At 48.7% G+C, this 17,805-nt stretch carries 17 protein-coding genes; 4 read left to right on the top strand and 13 right to left on the bottom strand.

Annotated elements, in window-relative coordinates:
- Positions 1 to 16: 16 nt before the first annotated feature.
- The 6 genes from ctaG to MHH89_RS24650 form a co-directional block, all read right to left on the bottom strand.
- The gene (ctaG, locus tag MHH89_RS24675; RefSeq protein ID WP_341088379.1) at positions 17 to 937 is read right to left on the bottom strand and encodes a cytochrome c oxidase assembly factor CtaG; all 921 of its coding nucleotides are present in this window, start codon (positions 935 to 937) and stop codon (positions 17 to 19) included.
- Positions 938 to 1,022: 85 nt separating this feature from the next.
- Positions 1,023 to 1,349, bottom strand: a complete 327-nt coding sequence (locus tag MHH89_RS24670) for a cytochrome C oxidase subunit IV family protein (RefSeq protein WP_036682505.1) — start codon at positions 1,347 to 1,349, stop codon at positions 1,023 to 1,025.
- Between the two features lie 5 nt (positions 1,350 to 1,354).
- Entirely contained in the window at positions 1,355 to 1,981 is a 627-nt protein-coding gene (locus MHH89_RS24665) for a cytochrome (ubi)quinol oxidase subunit III (protein WP_038568531.1), read from the bottom strand.
- The gene (ctaD, locus tag MHH89_RS24660; protein ID WP_076124740.1) at positions 1,978 to 3,825 is read right to left on the bottom strand and encodes a cytochrome c oxidase subunit I; all 1,848 of its coding nucleotides are present in this window, start codon (positions 3,823 to 3,825) and stop codon (positions 1,978 to 1,980) included. Before ctaD ends, MHH89_RS24665 begins: the two co-directional genes overlap by 4 nt.
- A 126-nt stretch (positions 3,826 to 3,951) precedes the next feature.
- Positions 3,952 to 4,998, bottom strand: coding sequence for a cytochrome c oxidase subunit II (gene coxB / locus MHH89_RS24655; protein ID WP_076124488.1), 1,047 nt, complete (start codon positions 4,996 to 4,998; stop codon positions 3,952 to 3,954).
- 403 nt (positions 4,999 to 5,401) lie between these two features.
- Positions 5,402 to 5,590, bottom strand: coding sequence for a hypothetical protein (locus MHH89_RS24650; protein ID WP_019913840.1), 189 nt, complete (start codon positions 5,588 to 5,590; stop codon positions 5,402 to 5,404).
- Between the two features lie 469 nt (positions 5,591 to 6,059).
- Here MHH89_RS24650 and MHH89_RS24645 point away from each other — a divergent pair, with 469 nt between their 5' ends.
- The 3 genes from MHH89_RS24645 (at position 6,060) to MHH89_RS24635 (ending at position 8,548) form a co-directional block, all read left to right on the top strand.
- Entirely contained in the window at positions 6,060 to 7,049 is a 990-nt protein-coding gene (locus MHH89_RS24645; protein ID WP_341088376.1) for a serine hydrolase domain-containing protein, read from the top strand.
- 93 nt (positions 7,050 to 7,142) lie between these two features.
- Complete coding sequence (locus MHH89_RS24640) at positions 7,143 to 7,481, top strand: DUF4870 domain-containing protein (protein ID WP_036682511.1); 339 nt, start codon at positions 7,143 to 7,145, stop codon at positions 7,479 to 7,481.
- 110 nt (positions 7,482 to 7,591) lie between these two features.
- Positions 7,592 to 8,548 (top strand): diacylglycerol/lipid kinase family protein, encoded by a 957-nt coding sequence (locus MHH89_RS24635; RefSeq protein WP_052096739.1) that lies wholly within the window; start codon positions 7,592 to 7,594, stop codon positions 8,546 to 8,548.
- A gap of 113 nt (positions 8,549 to 8,661) precedes the next feature.
- Here MHH89_RS24635 and MHH89_RS24630 read toward each other — a convergent pair whose 3' ends face one another.
- Genes MHH89_RS24630 through MHH89_RS24615 form a run of 4 tightly spaced genes read right to left on the bottom strand, consistent with a single transcriptional unit; the run spans position 8,662 to position 11,276 of the window.
- Positions 8,662 to 9,255 carry a xanthine phosphoribosyltransferase gene (locus tag MHH89_RS24630; RefSeq protein WP_076101352.1) on the bottom strand — a complete coding sequence of 198 codons (594 nt, stop codon included), beginning with the start codon at positions 9,253 to 9,255 and terminating at the stop codon, positions 8,662 to 8,664.
- A 42-nt stretch (positions 9,256 to 9,297) separates the two neighbouring features.
- Positions 9,298 to 9,600, bottom strand: coding sequence for a hypothetical protein (locus tag MHH89_RS24625; protein WP_038568522.1), 303 nt, complete (start codon positions 9,598 to 9,600; stop codon positions 9,298 to 9,300).
- 25 nt (positions 9,601 to 9,625) lie between these two features.
- Positions 9,626 to 10,444 (bottom strand): TrmB family transcriptional regulator, encoded by an 819-nt coding sequence (locus tag MHH89_RS24620; protein WP_076124492.1) that lies wholly within the window; start codon positions 10,442 to 10,444, stop codon positions 9,626 to 9,628.
- A gap of 40 nt (positions 10,445 to 10,484) precedes the next feature.
- Positions 10,485 to 11,276 carry a zinc ribbon domain-containing protein gene (locus MHH89_RS24615; protein WP_076193702.1) on the bottom strand — a complete coding sequence of 264 codons (792 nt, stop codon included), beginning with the start codon at positions 11,274 to 11,276 and terminating at the stop codon, positions 10,485 to 10,487.
- 243 nt (positions 11,277 to 11,519) lie between these two features.
- Between MHH89_RS24615 and MHH89_RS24610 the strand changes: the two genes are divergently transcribed.
- Entirely contained in the window at positions 11,520 to 12,209 is a 690-nt protein-coding gene (locus tag MHH89_RS24610; RefSeq protein ID WP_051491247.1) for a GTP pyrophosphokinase, read from the top strand.
- Between the two features lie 361 nt (positions 12,210 to 12,570).
- Here the strand turns inward: MHH89_RS24610 and MHH89_RS24605 are convergent, their stop codons facing one another.
- The 3 genes from MHH89_RS24605 to MHH89_RS24595 form a co-directional block, all read right to left on the bottom strand.
- Entirely contained in the window at positions 12,571 to 13,722 is a 1,152-nt protein-coding gene (locus MHH89_RS24605) for a WD40/YVTN/BNR-like repeat-containing protein (protein ID WP_312151798.1), read from the bottom strand.
- Positions 13,723 to 13,863: 141 nt separating this feature from the next.
- On the bottom strand, positions 13,864 to 14,655 hold the full coding sequence (locus MHH89_RS24600; protein WP_076124497.1) for a hypothetical protein: 792 nt from the start codon (positions 14,653 to 14,655) through the stop codon (positions 13,864 to 13,866).
- Positions 14,656 to 14,688: 33 nt separating this feature from the next.
- Positions 14,689 to 17,784: a DEAD/DEAH box helicase gene (locus tag MHH89_RS24595; protein ID WP_341088372.1), complete on the bottom strand. Its 3,096-nt coding sequence runs from the start codon at positions 17,782 to 17,784 to the stop codon at positions 14,689 to 14,691.
- Positions 17,785 to 17,805 lie beyond the last annotated feature (21 nt).

The following is a 17,805-nucleotide window of genomic DNA, read 5'->3' as shown; positions in this document are numbered from 1 at the left end:
CTCGGCAGTCTACCAGTTATGCACGGTTCAAGTTGCTCTCCTGAAGTGTTGAGGATGGCGTCGACAATTCATCGTCGTCTTGTCCGTTCTCTTTTTTATACCAATGATAGAACACATAAGCAAGCATAGAGGCAAAAATAAATTCCTGAATGAACTTCATCGCGATGCCTCCCACCTGTTGATCCACCTTCGGCGACATCACTTCAAAGAATGCAGGACCTCCAAAATTCTGAAGTAAAACAGAGGGGTCTCCCGAGATACAATAGCCCATAGCACGCGCCCAAGTCTCTGGATCACTGTAAGTGGCGTAGAGCGGATGATCGGCAAATATAATCAGCCCGCAAGCCGGCGTCAGCAATACCATGTTCAGAAAAATAAATCCAATCTTCCCAAGCCCACTCGCCATACGATGTTCCGGCAGCGGATTAATCAGTGTCCACCACATTAAAGCAGAAGTCAGGAACAAAACAATGTAATAAATACGATGAACAGTAAAATGCAGCATCACATAATCATGAATAACAGGAATATGGTACAAGGAAAAAAGTCCGTTAAACAATAGAGTAGCTACTACCGGATGAGCTAAAAAAGATAACCGCCGAAGCGGATTCACCTTTAGTATCCTGCGCCAGATAAAATCTGGAATTCCAAGCATAATCAGCGGCACCGCTACCAGATAAGACAAGGCCATACTGACCATGTGGAAGGAAAACATCATATGCCCTAAAAGGCTAATGGGTCCTCCTTGTGCCAGGTAAAGGGCAAGCATCCCACAGACAAATAACGCTCTACGCCAAAATGGCACCGGTAATGAATCGGCATAACGCCCAGCAATCGGACCAATCCACACAAAATAACCTGCTGTCAGCAGCAGCATTACCGCTAGAAAAAGCGGACTCCATAGTTCAGCAAAACTAAAGTATTCTAATCCCAGCATAATCCCAACCTCCTAGCGCAGGAATTCATATATCTAAACATCAAAAAGAGGGGGCATCGCAGCCCACCTCTTTCATTATCGTCCGTTAATTCCACCAAACCCAATACAGCGACATAACAATACAGGTCCCAGCGATAAAGAAGCCACCCAGCATGAAGAGAATCGGCAGAAGATGCCCTTTATCTTTTAGATGCATCCAGAAGCCCATCTGCACAATGACCTGAAGAACAGCCATTACCAGCAGCAAAATAATCGCAAAGGTTGCATTTACGCCCCCAGCCGCAACAGCAGCGAAAGCAATCAATGTTAAGACAATGGAGAAAATAAAGACAACAATATGTTTCTGTGGTCCTTCATGCCGATGACGTTGCTTATACCCGCCGCTATCTGGCATATGCTGATCCGTCGTCATAGTGCCTAGCCCACCTTTCCGAGTAGGTATACAACCGTAAAGATGAAGACCCATACTACATCGATAAAATGCCAGTACATGGCTGACACATACACTTTTGGTGCAGTAACTACCGTTAACCCCTTGCGGGCGAGCTGCCCGATCAAGATGGAGATCCAAGCGATCCCGAAGGCTACGTGCGCACCATGAAATCCTACCAGTGTGTAGAATGCCGAGCTGAATGCACTTGTGGTCATTCCGAATTCTTCGTGTCTTACATATTGAGTAAACTCATAGATCTCCAAAACCAGGAAACCTAAACCTAAACCTACAGTAACTAAAAGCCAATTCCGTAGCAGTGCCGGCCGATTTCTGTGCATTGCTTGAATAGCGAATACACTCGTCAGACTGCTTACCAGCAGGATGAATGTTGCAGCGGCTACAAGCGGCAGGTGAAACAGTTCATTCGCCGAAGGCCCCTCATTCGTCTGATTACGCAGTGCGAGGAAAGTAGCGAACAACGTGCCGAACAATACCGCTTCGCCGCCTAGAAACAGCCAAAAGGCAAGAACCTTGTTGCGTCCTTCGAGCGTAGCTTTTTCCGGCTCGTGCGGAAAGGTATCCTTAGAAGCTTCTGCATGTGCCGTTGTCATGTCCGCTCACTTCCTTCCAGCTCTTCAGGTTCAATATGCCATCCGTGATCATCATACAGCGAACGCATCAGCATGGATCCAAATGTAATAATAAGACCGATGGCTGTAACGATATAATTATTAAACAGGAAGCTCATAAAAGCATTGCCGAATTCATCACGGCTAAACATAAAGCCAAGCCCAGCGATAAAAATTCCGATAGACATCGTAAACGGTAAAATCGTTGCTGACGGCATATGAATTGAGCCCACCGGCTCTGCTGGTGTCATGCCTTTATTCCCTGCTACTTTTTCTTTCCAGAAGGCATCAATCCCCCGAATAAGAGGTGTTTGCTTGAAGTTATATTCTGGCGGCGGTGAAGGAATGGTCCATTCCAATGTACGTCCATCCTCCCACGGATCATTGCCTGCATCCGCTGGTTTTCTGGAAGTCAGGAAGATGTTCACCAAGAAAATAATCATACCAACACCCATAAGTCCTGCACCAATGGTACTGACTAGATTTAGCAAATCAAATTGCTGATTTGGTAAATAAGTAAATACGCGGCGCTGCATCCCCATAAGCCCAAGGAAATGCTGTACAAAAAAGGTCAGATGGAATCCGATGATAAACGTCCAGAAAGTCCACTTGCCCAGCGTCTCACTCAGCATCCTTCCGAACATTTTTGGCCACCAGTAGTGCAGACCTGCGAACAGGCCAAGCACCAAACCACCTACAATAACATAGTGGAAATGCGCTACAACAAAATACGTATCATGGAACTGAAAGTCAGCAGGTGCGGACGCCAGCATCACTCCAGTTACTCCCCCCATAGTAAATGTAGGAATAAATCCTACAGCGAACAGGTTAGGGGTTGTGAAACGTACTTGCCCGCCCCACATCGTGAACAACCAGTTAAAAATTTTAATCCCGGTCGGAACCGCAATTAACATCGTTGATACGGAGAACAACGCGTTAGCTACAGGTCCAAGTCCAGTTGTGAACATGTGGTGAGCCCAAACCATAAAACCTAAGAAGGCGATCAAGATGGTTGCAAACACCATGGAGCTATATCCGAACAGTCTTTTACGCGAAAAGGTTGGGATGACCTCAGAAATAATCCCGAAGGCAGGCAGAATGAGAATATACACTTCCGGGTGACCAAATATCCAGAAGATATGCTGCCATAGCACTGGACTTCCTCCGGCTCCGACTTCGAAGAAATTGGCTCCTAGAATCCGGTCGAATGTCAGCAGTACTAAACCTACTGTTATTGCTGGAAAAGCAAACAAAATAATGGCGGAAGTAATAAATGTAGTCCAGGCGAACATCGGCATCCGCATATAGGTCATTCCCGGCGCACGCATCGTAATGATCGTGGCTAGAAAGTTAATCCCCCCGATGAGGGTCCCTAATCCGGCAATTTGCAAGCCGATCGTATAGAAGTCTACACCGTGTGTAGTGCTGTATGTACTCGTAGATAGTGGGGTGTAGGCGGTCCACCCGGCATCAGGAGCACCACCCATAACCCAGCTAAGATTCAGTAGAATCCCGCCGAACAGGAAGGTCCAGAAACCAAGTGCATTTAGAAAAGGAAAGGCTACGTCACGTGCACCGATCTGTAGCGGAATAACGGCATTCATGAGTGCGAAGATGACTGGCATGACGCCGAGGAAGATCATCGTCGTACCATGCATGGTTATGAGTTCATTAAACGTTTGTGCATCCAAAAAGTTATTCATCGGCTTGATGAGCTGCCAACGAATCAGAAGCGCTTCAATTCCCCCGATGCCAAAAAATAATCCTCCGGCCCATAGGTACAAAATCGCGATTTTTTTGTGATCGACGGTTGTTAGCCAATCCATAAGTCCTGTATGGCGCTTCACACTGTGGCCGTGCCCCAGAGGCTTGGATGAATTCAAGGTATGCGCTGCTTGAGCCAAAGTTCGTCCCCCCTTTTCGAAAGTTCCGCCCGCCTTTAGGCTAAGGCATTAGTCCAGCTTATAGTTGGCCAGATACTCTGCAATGCCATCAATCTCAGCATCACTCAGGCCCAGATCTTTGGGGTTAGGCATCAGATTGCCTGGTTTTACGGATTGCGGGTCGTGCAGCCAGGTTTTGAGATTCTCTTCAATCGGCGCACCATCTTCCCTCGTGTCGTCGTTGAGCAGAATTCCAGCAATCGATTCCCGAGAACCAATTCCGGTCAAGTTCGGCGCATTATTAATCCCTTGATCGCCTACAGCGTGGCAAGTCAGACATGCCGCTTTGAACTTCTCAGCTAAAGCAGGATCCTCTGGCAGCACAGCTACAGGTGCTTTCATCGAATCAATCCACTTTTGAAACTCTTGTTCACTAACTGATTTCACCTTAAATTCCATCAATCCATGAGAAGGTCCACATAGCTCCGCACATTTCCCACGGTAAACGCCTTCATTAGGCGCACTAAAGCTAAAGCGGTTAATCGTTCCAGCTGGGTTGGTATCGATTTTACCGGAAAGAGAAGGGACCCAGAAGGAGTGCAGCACATCTTTAGTTTCCAGTTCAAAGGCGATATCTTTGCCCACCGGAATAATCAGGTCCTGCGCTGTAGTTACCTTATAGTCGGTATACTCAAACTCCCACCAGTATTGGTGGCCGGTTACTTTAACCTTGATCGCATTCTTGTCATTGGAATGATCATCTCCAGCGGCAAACACAGCTTTAACCGTTGGCACGGCCAGTACTACAACAAGGATGAGCGGAATGACTGTCCAGAGAATCTCAAGTTTCATACTGCCCTCAACCTGCTCAGGGATTTCATTCTGACCCGGTCTTCTGCGGAAGCGGATCAGTACATAAGCTGCAATCGTAAAGACAATCAGCAACACCACGATCATAATGCTGATCGACAGCTCCATTAATCCGTAAGATCTGTCTGCTGCAGGTCCCTGTGGTCTGAGTACTGACAAGTCCTCACGACCGCACCCGGCAAGAAAGAGTCCAAACATAGCGGTCATGGGAAGGAGTCGCTTTACAGCCTGCCACGTTTTCATCATTGATCTACCCCGCTTTTCCCGATTTCGTAGATTCCTGTTTTTTTCTGTCAATTATAACAATCACTATTAATATAAGTTTAAGGGAAAGTTTTGTCAATCGTTCACAACTAGTTCACATTGTAATTTTCGACACAATAAACCCTTGTCCCATCTGGATTTTATAGCATTTTATGAAAACGCAAACAAATAAAAAATAATAAAGAAAGCGCATTCAATTTAAAATGTGTCTATTAATTCATTTGACTATTCTATGAGGAAGACTTTTCCTTATTCGTAAATGGGCATACAAAAAAAACCGATTCCAGCAACAAAAGTCGCTCGGGCACGGTTTATAAGAATCCTCGTGGATGTTATTACTCAAAATGATGTCTAAAGTTAAGCAAGTGACAAACGTATCTGTTAGCTAGGAGACGGATGAATTCATCCGTACCAACTCGTGTTCCACGACCATGGTCAGTTCTTCTTCATAGCCTCCTGTAATCCGATACTTTCGGACGTACTCCTTTACGAATTTCTTGGGATCTTTGGGCCGGAAAATGCGTGTCATTTCCCGTAGACTTTCCTTGACTTCGTTATGACCTTTACTTGCCATGATCAGTTCCCTCCCAAAACATTGAAAATGAATGCTCCGTTGTAGAGAATGCATGATGAAAAGTACGCCGTAACCTCGAATGCAAGTGAAGTATCCAGTACACATACGTGGCTTGCACTATCCGTCAAAACGTGGAATCTAAAGCTAAATCTAGCCTTTGAGACACCGCCTTGCCGGTGAAGCAGGTTCGTCGTGATTTGGGCTGAGAGTAAGGACGCCTGATGAACGATAGCTCCTTGACACTTTTATTACCCGAAGAGCCACTTACTGAATCACTCCTTTCGGGCCTTATCGTTATATTGTATCATATTCCGGATTAACTTCCACCTTTCCTTGTAAAATGTACTATTTGGAAAATATTATTTTTTACAGCTGTCTTCGTAAGTCAGATGTCTCCAAACTGGTTAAAATACAATAACCTATACAGCAAGCGAAATTGTATTTATCAACAAATGAGAAGGAGATCTTTATGGCCCAGCCTGCAATTCCCCTAATGACTACCGCAACGCCAGAAGACACCGATACACGCCGGGAGGGTCTTGAACAAGCCCATCAAGCTATCCTAAAAGAATACCCCAAGATGCATAGCATGCTTATTGTGCGTCATGGAAAACTTATCTTCGAACATTATTATAATGACCATCATGCTGGAGCATTAAATGATCTCCGTTCTGCCACCAAAAGTTTTGTCAGTGCCCTTACGGGAATCGCTATCGGCCGTGGAGAGATGCCTGATCTCCATATTTCTGTGTCCGAGGTCCTTCGCAAGCATATTCCATACCTTCACTCCCCACATCTCTCAAAAATCACACTCCGTCATCTTCTTACCATGACTTCCGGTTTTAGCTGGATCACAGGGAAGAAGCTTGGTGAACCGCTTGTTCGGAACCTCCATCGCAGCCGCCGCTGGGGTTCCTTTGGCCTTAGCTTGAACATTATTCCAGAACAAATCGGACAGTTCCAATATCGAAGCATCGACTCACATCTAATCTCGATAATGATTAGTGAATCTACAGGTCTTGATGCATTTTCCTATGCAGCACAGTATTTATTCACTCCACTCCGAATGGCTAATACCGCTTGGTTACCTAGCCCCGAAGGACATAGCATGGGTCATATCGGTTTGCACCTAACGTCTCGGGATATGGCTAAATTCGGAATCTGCCTGCTGAATAATGGAGTGTTTGCAGAGCAGCAAATCATCCCAGAACATTGGTTGCAGGAAGCACTTACCGCTCAAGCTAAGGGATATCCAGCGTTTGGTGATTACGGATATCAGTTTTGGATCGGTACGATGAGCGGGCAGCCCTACAAGCTCGCCCACGGGCATGGCGGGCAGCAGATTCTGCTCTTTCCCAATCTGGATGCTGTAGTGGTCTTTACAGCAGAGAGCAAGACAAACAACTGGAAGAACCCTCGCAGGCTGCTTGAAAAGTATGTTCTCCCTTCAATGAGCTAAACATACTTTTTCCTGACAAGTCATAGGCTTGTAAGGAAGAAGGATTCGAACAATCAAGCCCCTTCTTCTCCAAGCAGAAGGAGAGTGAGCCCATTGTCCCCTTTTAAATCATCCACCGGATTGCCCGATAATATAGCGGGCGCGTTATGTTACTTTTTCCCTTTTCTCGGCGGCGTCGTCTTTCTCGCATTGGAGAAACGCAGCCGCTTTGTGCTGTTCCATTCGCTGCAATCACTGATTACCTTCGGGGTGCTGATGATCCTCCACGTTCTAACCGGATTGGTCCCATTCCTCGGCCCCTTGATGAGTGCCCTCGTCTCTCTTTGCAGCTTTGGGGTGTGGCTGTTAATGATCTACCATGCCTTAAGTGGCAGGTGGTATAAACTTCCTTGGGCAGGTGATATCGCAGAAAGTCAGATTCGCCATCTGTAATCCCCCAAAAAGCAGCCCCTCTGATCGCTGAAAAGTATTCCCTTTTGCCCATCCACTCCTTACAATGTAGAAAGGGCATCAATGGAATTCTACAGGCTGGAGGAAATCATATGTATCTATTTATCATAAACCCGCGTTCCGGCGGGGGAGCAGGCGGCCGGACCTGGCATACTGTAGAGGCGCTCATGAAGGAGCGTTCGCTGCCTTTCATGTCCTTGTTTACGCACAGCGTAGAGGGTGCAGAAGCCCTTGTTTTAAATACACTAAAGCATCGCGAGGATTGGAAAGCCGTGATTGTAATCGGCGGTGACGGCACGCTCCATAGCATTTTGGGTGCACTTTGCGGCAAAGATATCCCCATGGGCGTAATTCCTGCCGGCTCCGGCAACGACACCGCCCGGGGGTTCGGCATTCCACTTTCCATAGAAGCCGCGCTGGAGGCCGCCCTTAGCGAGCGGTATATCGAAGCAGACCTGCTTTCAGGAGCAAACGGACTGACCGTAACAGCCGTTGCCAATGGCTTTGATGCTCAAGTGGCCGAGAATGTGAATGCCAGCCGATACAAAAGGCTGTGCAATGCCATTGGAGCAGGCCAGCTCGCGTATATCATCGGCATATTGCATACGCTGATGACATTCAAGCCCTGCCGGGTAAGCGTAGTCTGCGACGGCACGGAGCACGCCTTCGAGAAGGCATGGCTGGTCTCGATCTGCAACCTGCCCAGCTACGGCGGCGGGCTTTTGATCTGCCCGCAGGCAAAGGCCGATGACGGCCAGCTTGACGTCTGCGTCGTGCATGGGTGCAGCCGCGGGCAGCTGCTGCGGTTGTTCCCCACGGTACTGAAGGGCAAGCATGTGGCGTTGCCCTTCGTGTCTATGCTGCGCGGACGTAGCGTAGCTGTGGGCTTTGCCGAGGCCCGGCCTGCGATCGGCGACGGCGAGAGCCTCGGCAAAGGGCCGCTGGCCGTTCGCTGCGAGCCGGGGGCGCTGCGGGTGCTATCGCCGCTGGCGGCGGACAGCGTACAGCTGCCCGTCGACACTGCAGCGGCATGCGGCAGCAACGGGTAACCTGACCCGTGCATACCATACACACAAAAAACAGCAAGCGACTGGTTCATTACCAGTTCGCTTGCTGTTTTGTATATCCTATAGCTTTTGTTTGAGAATGCATTCCAAAAGCCTCAAACAAGAGGCTCTTCCTCGTCTTCCACGAAAGTGACTCTTCCGTCCTCCAATGAAGCAATACGCACAAGTGACTCTACGCGATATCCCGCTTCCTGCAGCAGCCGATTCCCTGGCTGGAACGCTTTTTCGATCACAATACCAATTCCAACCACACTTCCCCCCGCCTGCTCAACAATACGGGCAAGTCCGAAGGCGGCTTCACCATTCGCCAAGAAATCATCAACAATCAGTACCCGTTCTCCGGGAGCAATGAATTTCTTCGAAACGGTAATTTCATTCGTTTCTTTCTTCGTGAAGGAGTAGACCTTCTCCACGTAAATGTCTTCTGTCAGCGTCAGCGATTTCTGCTTACGGGCAAAAATCAGCGGAACCTCCAGCTCTAATGCTGTCATAATCCCCGGAGCAATCCCCGAGGATTCTATAGTCAGCACCTTCGTAATTTCTTCGCCAGCGAACCGGCGGATAAACTCACGGCCAACCTCACGCATCAGGAAGGGGTCCATCTGATGATTCAGAAAAGAATCCACCTTGAGCACTCCTTGCCCGAGTACAATACCTTCTTTCAACACTTTTTGTCTCAACAGCTCCATAGTGCTCCTCCTTCTCCCATCAATGAATCCATTCTCCCCACATTACAGACCTGTCGGCTTCTGAGGCAATAAATTTCCAACGATCGATTTTAAATTATGATCATCCTTGCTCTTTTCCTGACCGTTATCATAACCCGTAATTCGAATCTCCAAGAAATCCCCCGGATTTACCGGTTTAAAAATCAATTTTTCGCGGTCTTCCAGTCTCACGTTAAAATTCATATCCTTAAACATTTCGACTAATTCTGCTTCTCCAGGAGATGCTCCCTTATCCAGAAACAACAGTCCACGCAATTTTTTAGGACCATCATTGTGCACCACTTCAAAATGAACGATACATTCCATGCTTCTCACCTCCCTATGATAATAACTACTGCGCCTGTTCTTCCCCATCATCGCCTTGATCATACATAACATATTTGCTATGAATTTTGCTGTAACGTTCTCCATAACGCTCTACTAATTCTGCGCCCATATCCTGCTCCAGCTCGAACAAGACCATTTCCTGTGTAAAATGATTCAACAGCAGCTCCACTAACACCGGGTGCTCTGTTACCACTGCTTGCGCGGATCCATCATCATAACGCATCCCCAGCATACACCAGCTCCGGTCAATCACAAATGAGAACTTCCGTCCATCCGCCCGCTGCGAATTTTTTCCGAATGACGGCCATACCGGGTAAGAGGCAGCAGCAGCATTGCCACCGTCAAAAGCCCATAAAAGCCTAACACCACGCAGTTCGGCCTGTTCAAGTTCGCTCCGCAGAAGCGACGCTTCCTCGCGCCACATATCCACTACAATTTCCTGCTCTGCCATGTTAAGCTGGCGAATCAGCGCCCCCATTACATTGCGGTCGCCCTCTACATTATAAAAAGAAGGACTAACAGGCCCTCCGCGAGGCATCTCACTTTCCATATAAGCCAGCGAAGCTTGAACTCTTCCCGAGATCATCGTCGCCAGCTCCTCCGGATTGAGAACACTATACCGCGCAGGCTCTCCTTCACCACATCGTACATATCCCTGCTGTGTTAGGCGCTGAAGCGCCGCATACACATTTGATCTTGAAACTCCGAGCTGTTTGGCAACCTCATAGCCAGAAGCCTGACCTTTAGTCGCAAGCTCGACCATGATTTTGGACTCCATCTCCGTGAAGCCCAGATTGCGCAGATGCAGCAGCAGCTGTTCCATCTTGTTGTCCCCCTAAGCCCTAAGCTGACTGATATCTGTACTATATTTGCTCCGATCCACAACGCGGGCACCATAAGGAGCCCTTGGGCAATTCATTCCGACAGATTTGACACTTAATCATATCACGAACACCACTGTCCTGGGTGACTGCGGACTCCTCCTGATGTTCATTCGCGTTCCAATCGCGGATGCGACGATCCAGCTCAAGCTGTCTTTGTCTTTCCCGTTCCAGCTGATCAGCATGTCTGCGATCCCGTTCAATGTCATGTTCGTTCGCCGCATATTCCTCCAATGGCAGCTCATCATCCTCTGAAGGCAGGATCTCAGAATACACCACACTTTGCGGATGGAGCTTCATTGCAATCTCCTTCTCTTCATCCGTTAGCTCATCCGCACCATAGTATTGATCCTCATCCTCTTCGTCCTCATCCACAGTTTTGACGAATACCGGCGGTGACGGAATCTTTCTTGATGTGGTTAGCTCCTCCAGCTTACTTCCACACTTTGGACAAAAGTTTGCATCGAGCGCCACAACATTGCCACAAGAACATAACCGTTCATTTTTCAGTTCAGCAATTCTTGCGCGTTGGACTTCAATTTTTTCCTGAAGCTTGGAACAGGTCCGTGCCAGTTCTACCATTTTGCCTTCAGCTACAGACATATCCTTAGAGCGATACCCTTCATAAAAAAGCCTGCCCATTTTCGTGAATTCCACTTCCATCTCACGTTCAATATCGGAAATAAGCCCGTTCAGCTTGCCGATCTCAACAGAGCTTTGTGCTTTTTCGGTAACCCGGCTCGCACTATCTTTGATTCGTTTCATAAAACTCATTACAGTTCCTCCCTCTCCAGCGATACGTGTTTCTATCATACCAAATGTATCGAACAGATTCATTAATGTGCTTTAATACGCGATTTAGCGGAGAATGTTCCTATAAATTCTTATTTTCCCTGATTTCAGACGTTATTTTGCGTCAGGGGTTCTACATCGGTTAAAATAGAATTAATCACAAATAACGAAATTGGGAGAGTTTCAGTGGAAGAACATGACAGCACACAGCTTACGCTAAAACAGATGCAGGTACACGTTAAGGATCTGCAACATTGGCAAGATAACGAGGATTTCACAAATCTTATCAATGAGTTCAAGTCTCTGCCAGCACTCTATCGCCATGCACTAAACGATCTTGAGAATAAAATCGATGTGATCAAAACGGAATGGCAGGTCCGTGACGGCTTCAGTCCCATCGAGCATGTTAAATGCCGAATTAAAGAACCCAAGAGCATCCTTCAAAAGATGGAGCGCAAAGGTTTCGAGTTCAACTTGGAAAATATGGAGCAGCACATTCACGATATTGCAGGTATGCGGATTGTATGTGCTTTTGTTAAAGATATTTACCGTCTGGTTGATCACCTCAGCACACGCGAAGACATTCGCGTATTGGAGATCAAAGATTATATAGCCCATCCCAAGCCGAATGGGTATCAAAGCCTGCATCTTATCGTCGCAATTCCGCTCGTCCTGCTGGAAGGAACACGCTGGGTCAAAGCCGAAATACAGCTGCGAACCCTAGCCATGGACTTCTGGGCAAGTATGGAACATATTCTGTATTATAAATTCGATAAGCAGCTTCCTTCGCATGTTGCGGAGGAATTGAAGGATGCCGCACGCGCCGCCGATGAACTGGATCAAAAAATGCTGCGCCTACGCCGCGAGATTCTGGAACTTGCAGAAGGGGAATCCCCTGCCGGCGGGCAGGTTTAAGCTTTCATATTTCTACATTTCTCAAAAATTAAGGGGATGTCTCATAAGCCATGACAATGGCTGCTGGGACACCCCCTTCTTTTTAATCGATTAGGCCGTTTGATCGTTACCCTTCGCCGCCGAAGCAAGGTGATCGGACACAGCCGATCTTATTCGCAAAATAATCCTCCATTTTGCATACTAACGGACCCCAAAGTCGCTAACGGCATAAAAAACGCCGGATCTGCGCCTCCTATATAAAATAGCTGCACTGGAGTCCGAAAACATACTGGATAGGCAATAAATGTGTGAATAACGCCTCCTGAGTCCCTAAGCCTCAACCAACGGCTAATCATGACCCGGCGTTCCGCTGTATTCAGCCTCAAGGCTTACTAACCAAAGGCTTCCATGTAACGCCGCCATCTGTAGTGGTCTTTAGAAATCCTGGACCCGCCAACCAACCGTTTTTCGGCGTAACGAACTGAATGTTTTCTGCCTTCGCGAATAGCTGTGATGTCGCAATCAACCTCCAGCTTACACCCCCGTTGACAGTCGCCACCAGTTTGCCGCCCTCCTGCAAAGCCCAACCTTCACGAGCGTTCAGCCATGTTGTTCTCGCTGCCTCAGTACCGAGCAATTGAGGGCCAAGCTTCCATGTCCTGCCTCCGTTATCACTTGTGTAAAACACCATACTTCGAATCCCATCGTCAACGATCTCCAGCGGCAGGATGCCTTTCATATTGTCTTTGCCTGAGAATTTAGGCGGATAACTATTACTGTAAGTAAAGGCTGCCAGAGCAGCTGGCTTCTTTAATTGCTCCGGCTTCCAGCTCTTCCCGCCATCCGTAGTTCTGAATGTTAAAATGTATTCTTGCCCATGGTTGCTGGAGGTGATCCAGCCATTCTGGGAATCCTGAAAGGTTATCCCTGTTGGATAGGCTTTAATACTCCCCGTTAGATTTCCGATTCGCTTCCAGCTGTTCCCGCCATCAGCCGTGCGATACAAGGATTTCTCCATCATCCCGAGACCAGGTTCTGAATCCAGCAACACATACCCGTTATTCACATCGATAAAATGAATAAAACCGCCACTGTATCCTTGCTCCCAATCCTCCGTGACGGGAAGTTTTGTCTCCTTCCAGGTCTGGCCCTGATCAGAGGTATGATAGATCTGAATAGGTTGACCCATACCATGACTACTAATAATCCAGCCATTTGTGGCATTCAGGAAAAAGCTTGCTGCGGCAAAGATGCCTGTTTCTTGTGGAATAGGAACAATATTGCTGTCCGGATGGTACCAACTACTTCCTCCATCGTTCGTAGTCCATAATCCAGTCTTATCTATTCCCCACCCATGCTTTATGTCATTCATGCTAAATTTAGCAGGATACCCCTGCAAAGAATTCATATCCGTCTTCAGCTCAGCGGTATTTATCCCCACACTCGAATCTAAACCAAGATTATCATTTACCATGTAGGATTGCAGAAATAACCCAGCAATGATTATCGGGGCAAAAACGGCATATAGTCTCAAATGAAACCCTCCTTTTTCCATTTCCTTCTATTCTATAATCATAGACAGAGTTTAATAGTAAAAGGTTACAGAAGCTTTACACAAAGAAGAAGCCGCCTCCTCAGATAGGAAGCGGCTTCTCTAAACTCCACTGCTGTTTGACTACGCCTTACTTGCACGACGGGCAGCAGCTTCTGCTACTCGATTCATAATCAAAGTTAGGCCTTCTAGAGCCTTAGGTGTCTGAGGCAGCAAAGCTCCCCAGTCTTCCGTTACCGCTGCTACTACCGGCGATGAAGGAAATGGCCTAGCCGTAATCTCATGGAACTGCGGTCCCGGCTGGTGAAGCGAACCTTCAGCAGCCGCTTCTGCAAGCCATTCCCCAGAAGAAATTGCGGGGCCCTTGCGCTCTAGCCGTGCTAATTCTGTTGCAAGCTCACTAGCTGGGGCTGCCTCTGTCTCAGAATCATCGGCAGCTATATCAGTTTCAGCCCAAAGGGCAAATATTCCATCCAGGAGTTCTCCCTTAGTAAATCCTCTCAGAGAAAGCGCCAGCAGCGGCTCTTCAGCAAGTCGTTCTTTTATAAGCTGCAGAGTCTCCGCCTGGTTCTCTAACCCTTCCCCCTCAAAGAGGGCTTGCTCCAGCTCAGTATCTGTAGGCAGAAGCTCCAGTTCCGCCAGCCCACCCGTCAATCTCCCTTGCAGCAAAGCAAATACCTCATCCGGACTTAGCGCCAGACGCCGCAATATTTCTTTTCTACGGGCAGCATGCCATACTGGAACCTTCAGAGAGAGGGGTTGCTCCGTTCTTTGTCCCTGAGGAACAGCAGAAGTACCGACATTCCATTCACCTTTTGCCCGCGACCCTCCCGTCACTTTCCCGGGCGAAGCCGTCCATGCTGCTTTTACTAATCCAGGCACAACTTCCAGCCGCATCTCTAACAGTTCACTCATTGTTCGATCCCTCCGTATTGCTCATGTCTTTCTTTACATCCAATCCTGATCCTGCAGTTCAATAAGCTCCTTCAGTTCATGATTAGACATCTCGGTCAACCATGTTTCACCAGAACCAACAACCTGCTCCGAAAGGCTTTTCTTCCGCTCAATTAATTCGTCAATACGTTCCTCCAGCGTTCCTTGGCAAATCAGCTTATGAACTTGTACGTTCTTATCCTGCCCAATTCGGAAAGCCCGGTCTGTCGCCTGATTCTCCACGGCCGGATTCCACCAGCGATCGTAATGAATAACATGATTGGCCCGGGTTAGGTTCAAACCTACTCCGCCCGCTTTAAGAGATAACACGAAGAAGGCTGGCCCCTTGCCCTCTTGAAAATCATGCACCATCTCGTCCCGCTCCCGTTTTGGAATCCCCCCATGAAGGAACAGCGGCGATGTACCATAACGCTTAGTAAGCTTGCTCACCAGCAGCTCACCCATCGCTACGTATTGCGTAAAGATCAACACAGATTCGCCAACTTCAGCGACACTGTCCAGCACCTCGAACATAACCTCCATTTTACCGGAATGTTCATTGCGTGGACTCCGTCCTTCTTCTTTCCGGAACAGCTGAGGATGATCGCAAATCTGCTTCAGCTTCGTCAGAGAGGATAACACCAGTCCACGGCGGGCCATACCACTGCTCTCCCCGATCACACCGAGCATTTCATCCACGACACCCTGATACAGGGCAGCTTGGATCTCGGTCAGCGGGCAATAAGACTTCAGCTCCAGCTTCTCCGGTAAATCCTTAGAAATATCCGGGTCACTCTTCAGACGCCGCAACAGGAAGGGGGATACCAAGCGATGTAGCTCCCGCAGGCGTTCCCCACCTTCACCAGACACATAACGCTGCCGGAAGGAATGATAGGTTCCTAAATAGCCCGGGTTTAAAAAGTGGAAAATAGACCATAACTCGCCAAGTCTGTTCTCTACCGGAGTACCTGTCATAGCTATGCGATGCGGCGCTGATAACTTCATCACACTCTGCGCCTGCTTCGTACGGTGATTTTTAATATATTGAGCTTCATCCAGCACCACTGTTGACCACTGGACATTGGCTAAATCCTCACTGTCACGGCCTGCCAAATGATAGGTCGTCAGTACGATATCATGACTGGTTGCCAGTTCTAAGAAGCTATCTCCCCGAACACGGCGTCCCCCATGATGTATGTGTACATTAAGCGAAGGTGCAAAGCGCTGCAGCTCCCGCTGCCAGTTGCCAAGAAGCGATGTTGGGCAGAGAATCAGTACAGGCTCCTGCTTCTCTTCAGGGGGAGCACTTAACGCCCGGTCCAGCAGGCAGGTGATAACCTGCACCGTTTTACCTAGACCCATATCATCGGCGAGACATACCCCAAAACCCAGACCACTGAGCTCGGCCAGCCATTGATAACCCCGCTCCTGATAAGGTCTTAAAGTTCCATGCAGACCTTCAGGTACGGGACGCACCGGAAGATTACGTAATACATCTCCGCGCATAAGTGATGCCAACAGCCCGGATGTCTCCATCCCAGTGACGGACATTCCTTTCCAGAGCCGATCCTCACCATCCTCGGCTTCTAGGCGCATCCAATCCGCGGCAGTCATTTCTCCGTTTTCATGGCGTTTCATATATCTAAGAACCTGGCGGATTTCTTTAGGATCTATCTCGATCCATTCCCCGCGGAAACGTACAAAAGGTACACCGGCCTCTACTAATGCATTTAATTCTTCCTCACTAATCGTACTATCTCCAAGCGAGGCCTCAATACGGAACGAGATCAGCTCTTCCATACCCAGAGCTGCGGGCGCCGGACTATCGCCCCCGTTCACGCCCGGCTGCATTTTCATCTTCATGCCAATGCGGCGGCGTCCCTCACGGCTCCAGCGCGAAGGCATCTGCACCGTTATTCCCCGATCGCGCAGCTGCTGCACCGTCTCCTTCAAAAAGAAATAAAGACGCTCCGGTTCCAAATCCGCCCCCGTAGGCGCAGGCTTAGCAAGAGCGCGCTGAATATCCGGCGATATCTTCGCAGCCCGGCCCAGCGCTATAAGCAGCTGCTGCTGGATATTGCGATAGCGTTTACCCCATAACGTAAACTCTCGTTCTTTACTACTCCAGATCGATTTGGCGGGAAACCAGAATTCCCCTTCTTCCTTATTCTCCGCCCAGAAGGTTAACCGCCAGACTTCATTATTGTTTTCATTGTCTTCTGGCGGCTCCAGCCGTAGCCCAAGACCCAGCTGCCCGCTCCGTGCTTCCTCTGGCTCTGAATGTGGCACATCGCTGCCAGCGGTCTCGTTCACAGTGACCAAAAGGTCTGTCACCTCTGCTGGAGTTCCTTGCACGGGTATATCTCGGCTTCCCGTGAGAAGGCTATTCCACCACAGTTCAGTTAAAGGGGAATAACCCCGGCGATAATTCGCTTTATAAGGGATTAACTCACTTTCAATGCCCGCAATTACTTTTTTTATCTCAGCAGTCATTACAGCCTGCATAAAGGAGTAAAGCACATATGCTCCAGCCTCATCACGAGAGGATAAATCCCCTGCCTCTGCGATATGCGTTCCTAGTGCAAGAACAGGCATGGATGCTGCCAGCTGCAGAAAGATCTCTTTGTCCTCCTGCTTTCGGAAAGCTGGCGACCAGCAGACCGTCGCCGCCTGTTCTCCGCCGCGGCGACGTGAGCCCACAGGGCGTGGTGGCAAGGCCCCCGGCGTAATCCCGCCCGTACCCATCAGCTCCAGCGCAAAACGTGCCGCTGCCGCCCAGTAACGCAGTTCGCCGCCTGGCTCCACTCCCTGATCTCGGCATAACGTCTCATCCCATGCCAGAAGCAGTTGAAATGCATCGCTAGGAACCAAGGCGAGCCCTTCGAACGTTCGTCCGGGCAATCCGCGCCGGGCTGGCTTCCCCTCTACAGGGGGAGCCGGATATTTCACTTCTGCCAGACGCAGAGCAGCAGTTGCAAAAGGACGCACTCCTCCCTGTAGCTCCATCCGCTTCACTACGCGAGTCCAAGCGTCAACCTTCGGCTCCGAAGTTTCGCCAGAGAAGCAAAATAAAACGTCCCCTAACCATATTGCATACAGATGCTTAGTCATCGGTGATCTCCTGTCTTTTAA

The sequence above is a fragment of the Paenibacillus sp. FSL H7-0323 genome (assembly GCF_038002725.1).
GTDB lineage: Bacteria > Bacillota > Bacilli > Paenibacillales > Paenibacillaceae > Paenibacillus_AQ > Paenibacillus_AQ odorifer.
The sequence above is the reverse complement of the archived record's forward strand: the minus strand, read 5'-3'. Positions and strand labels throughout refer to the sequence as shown.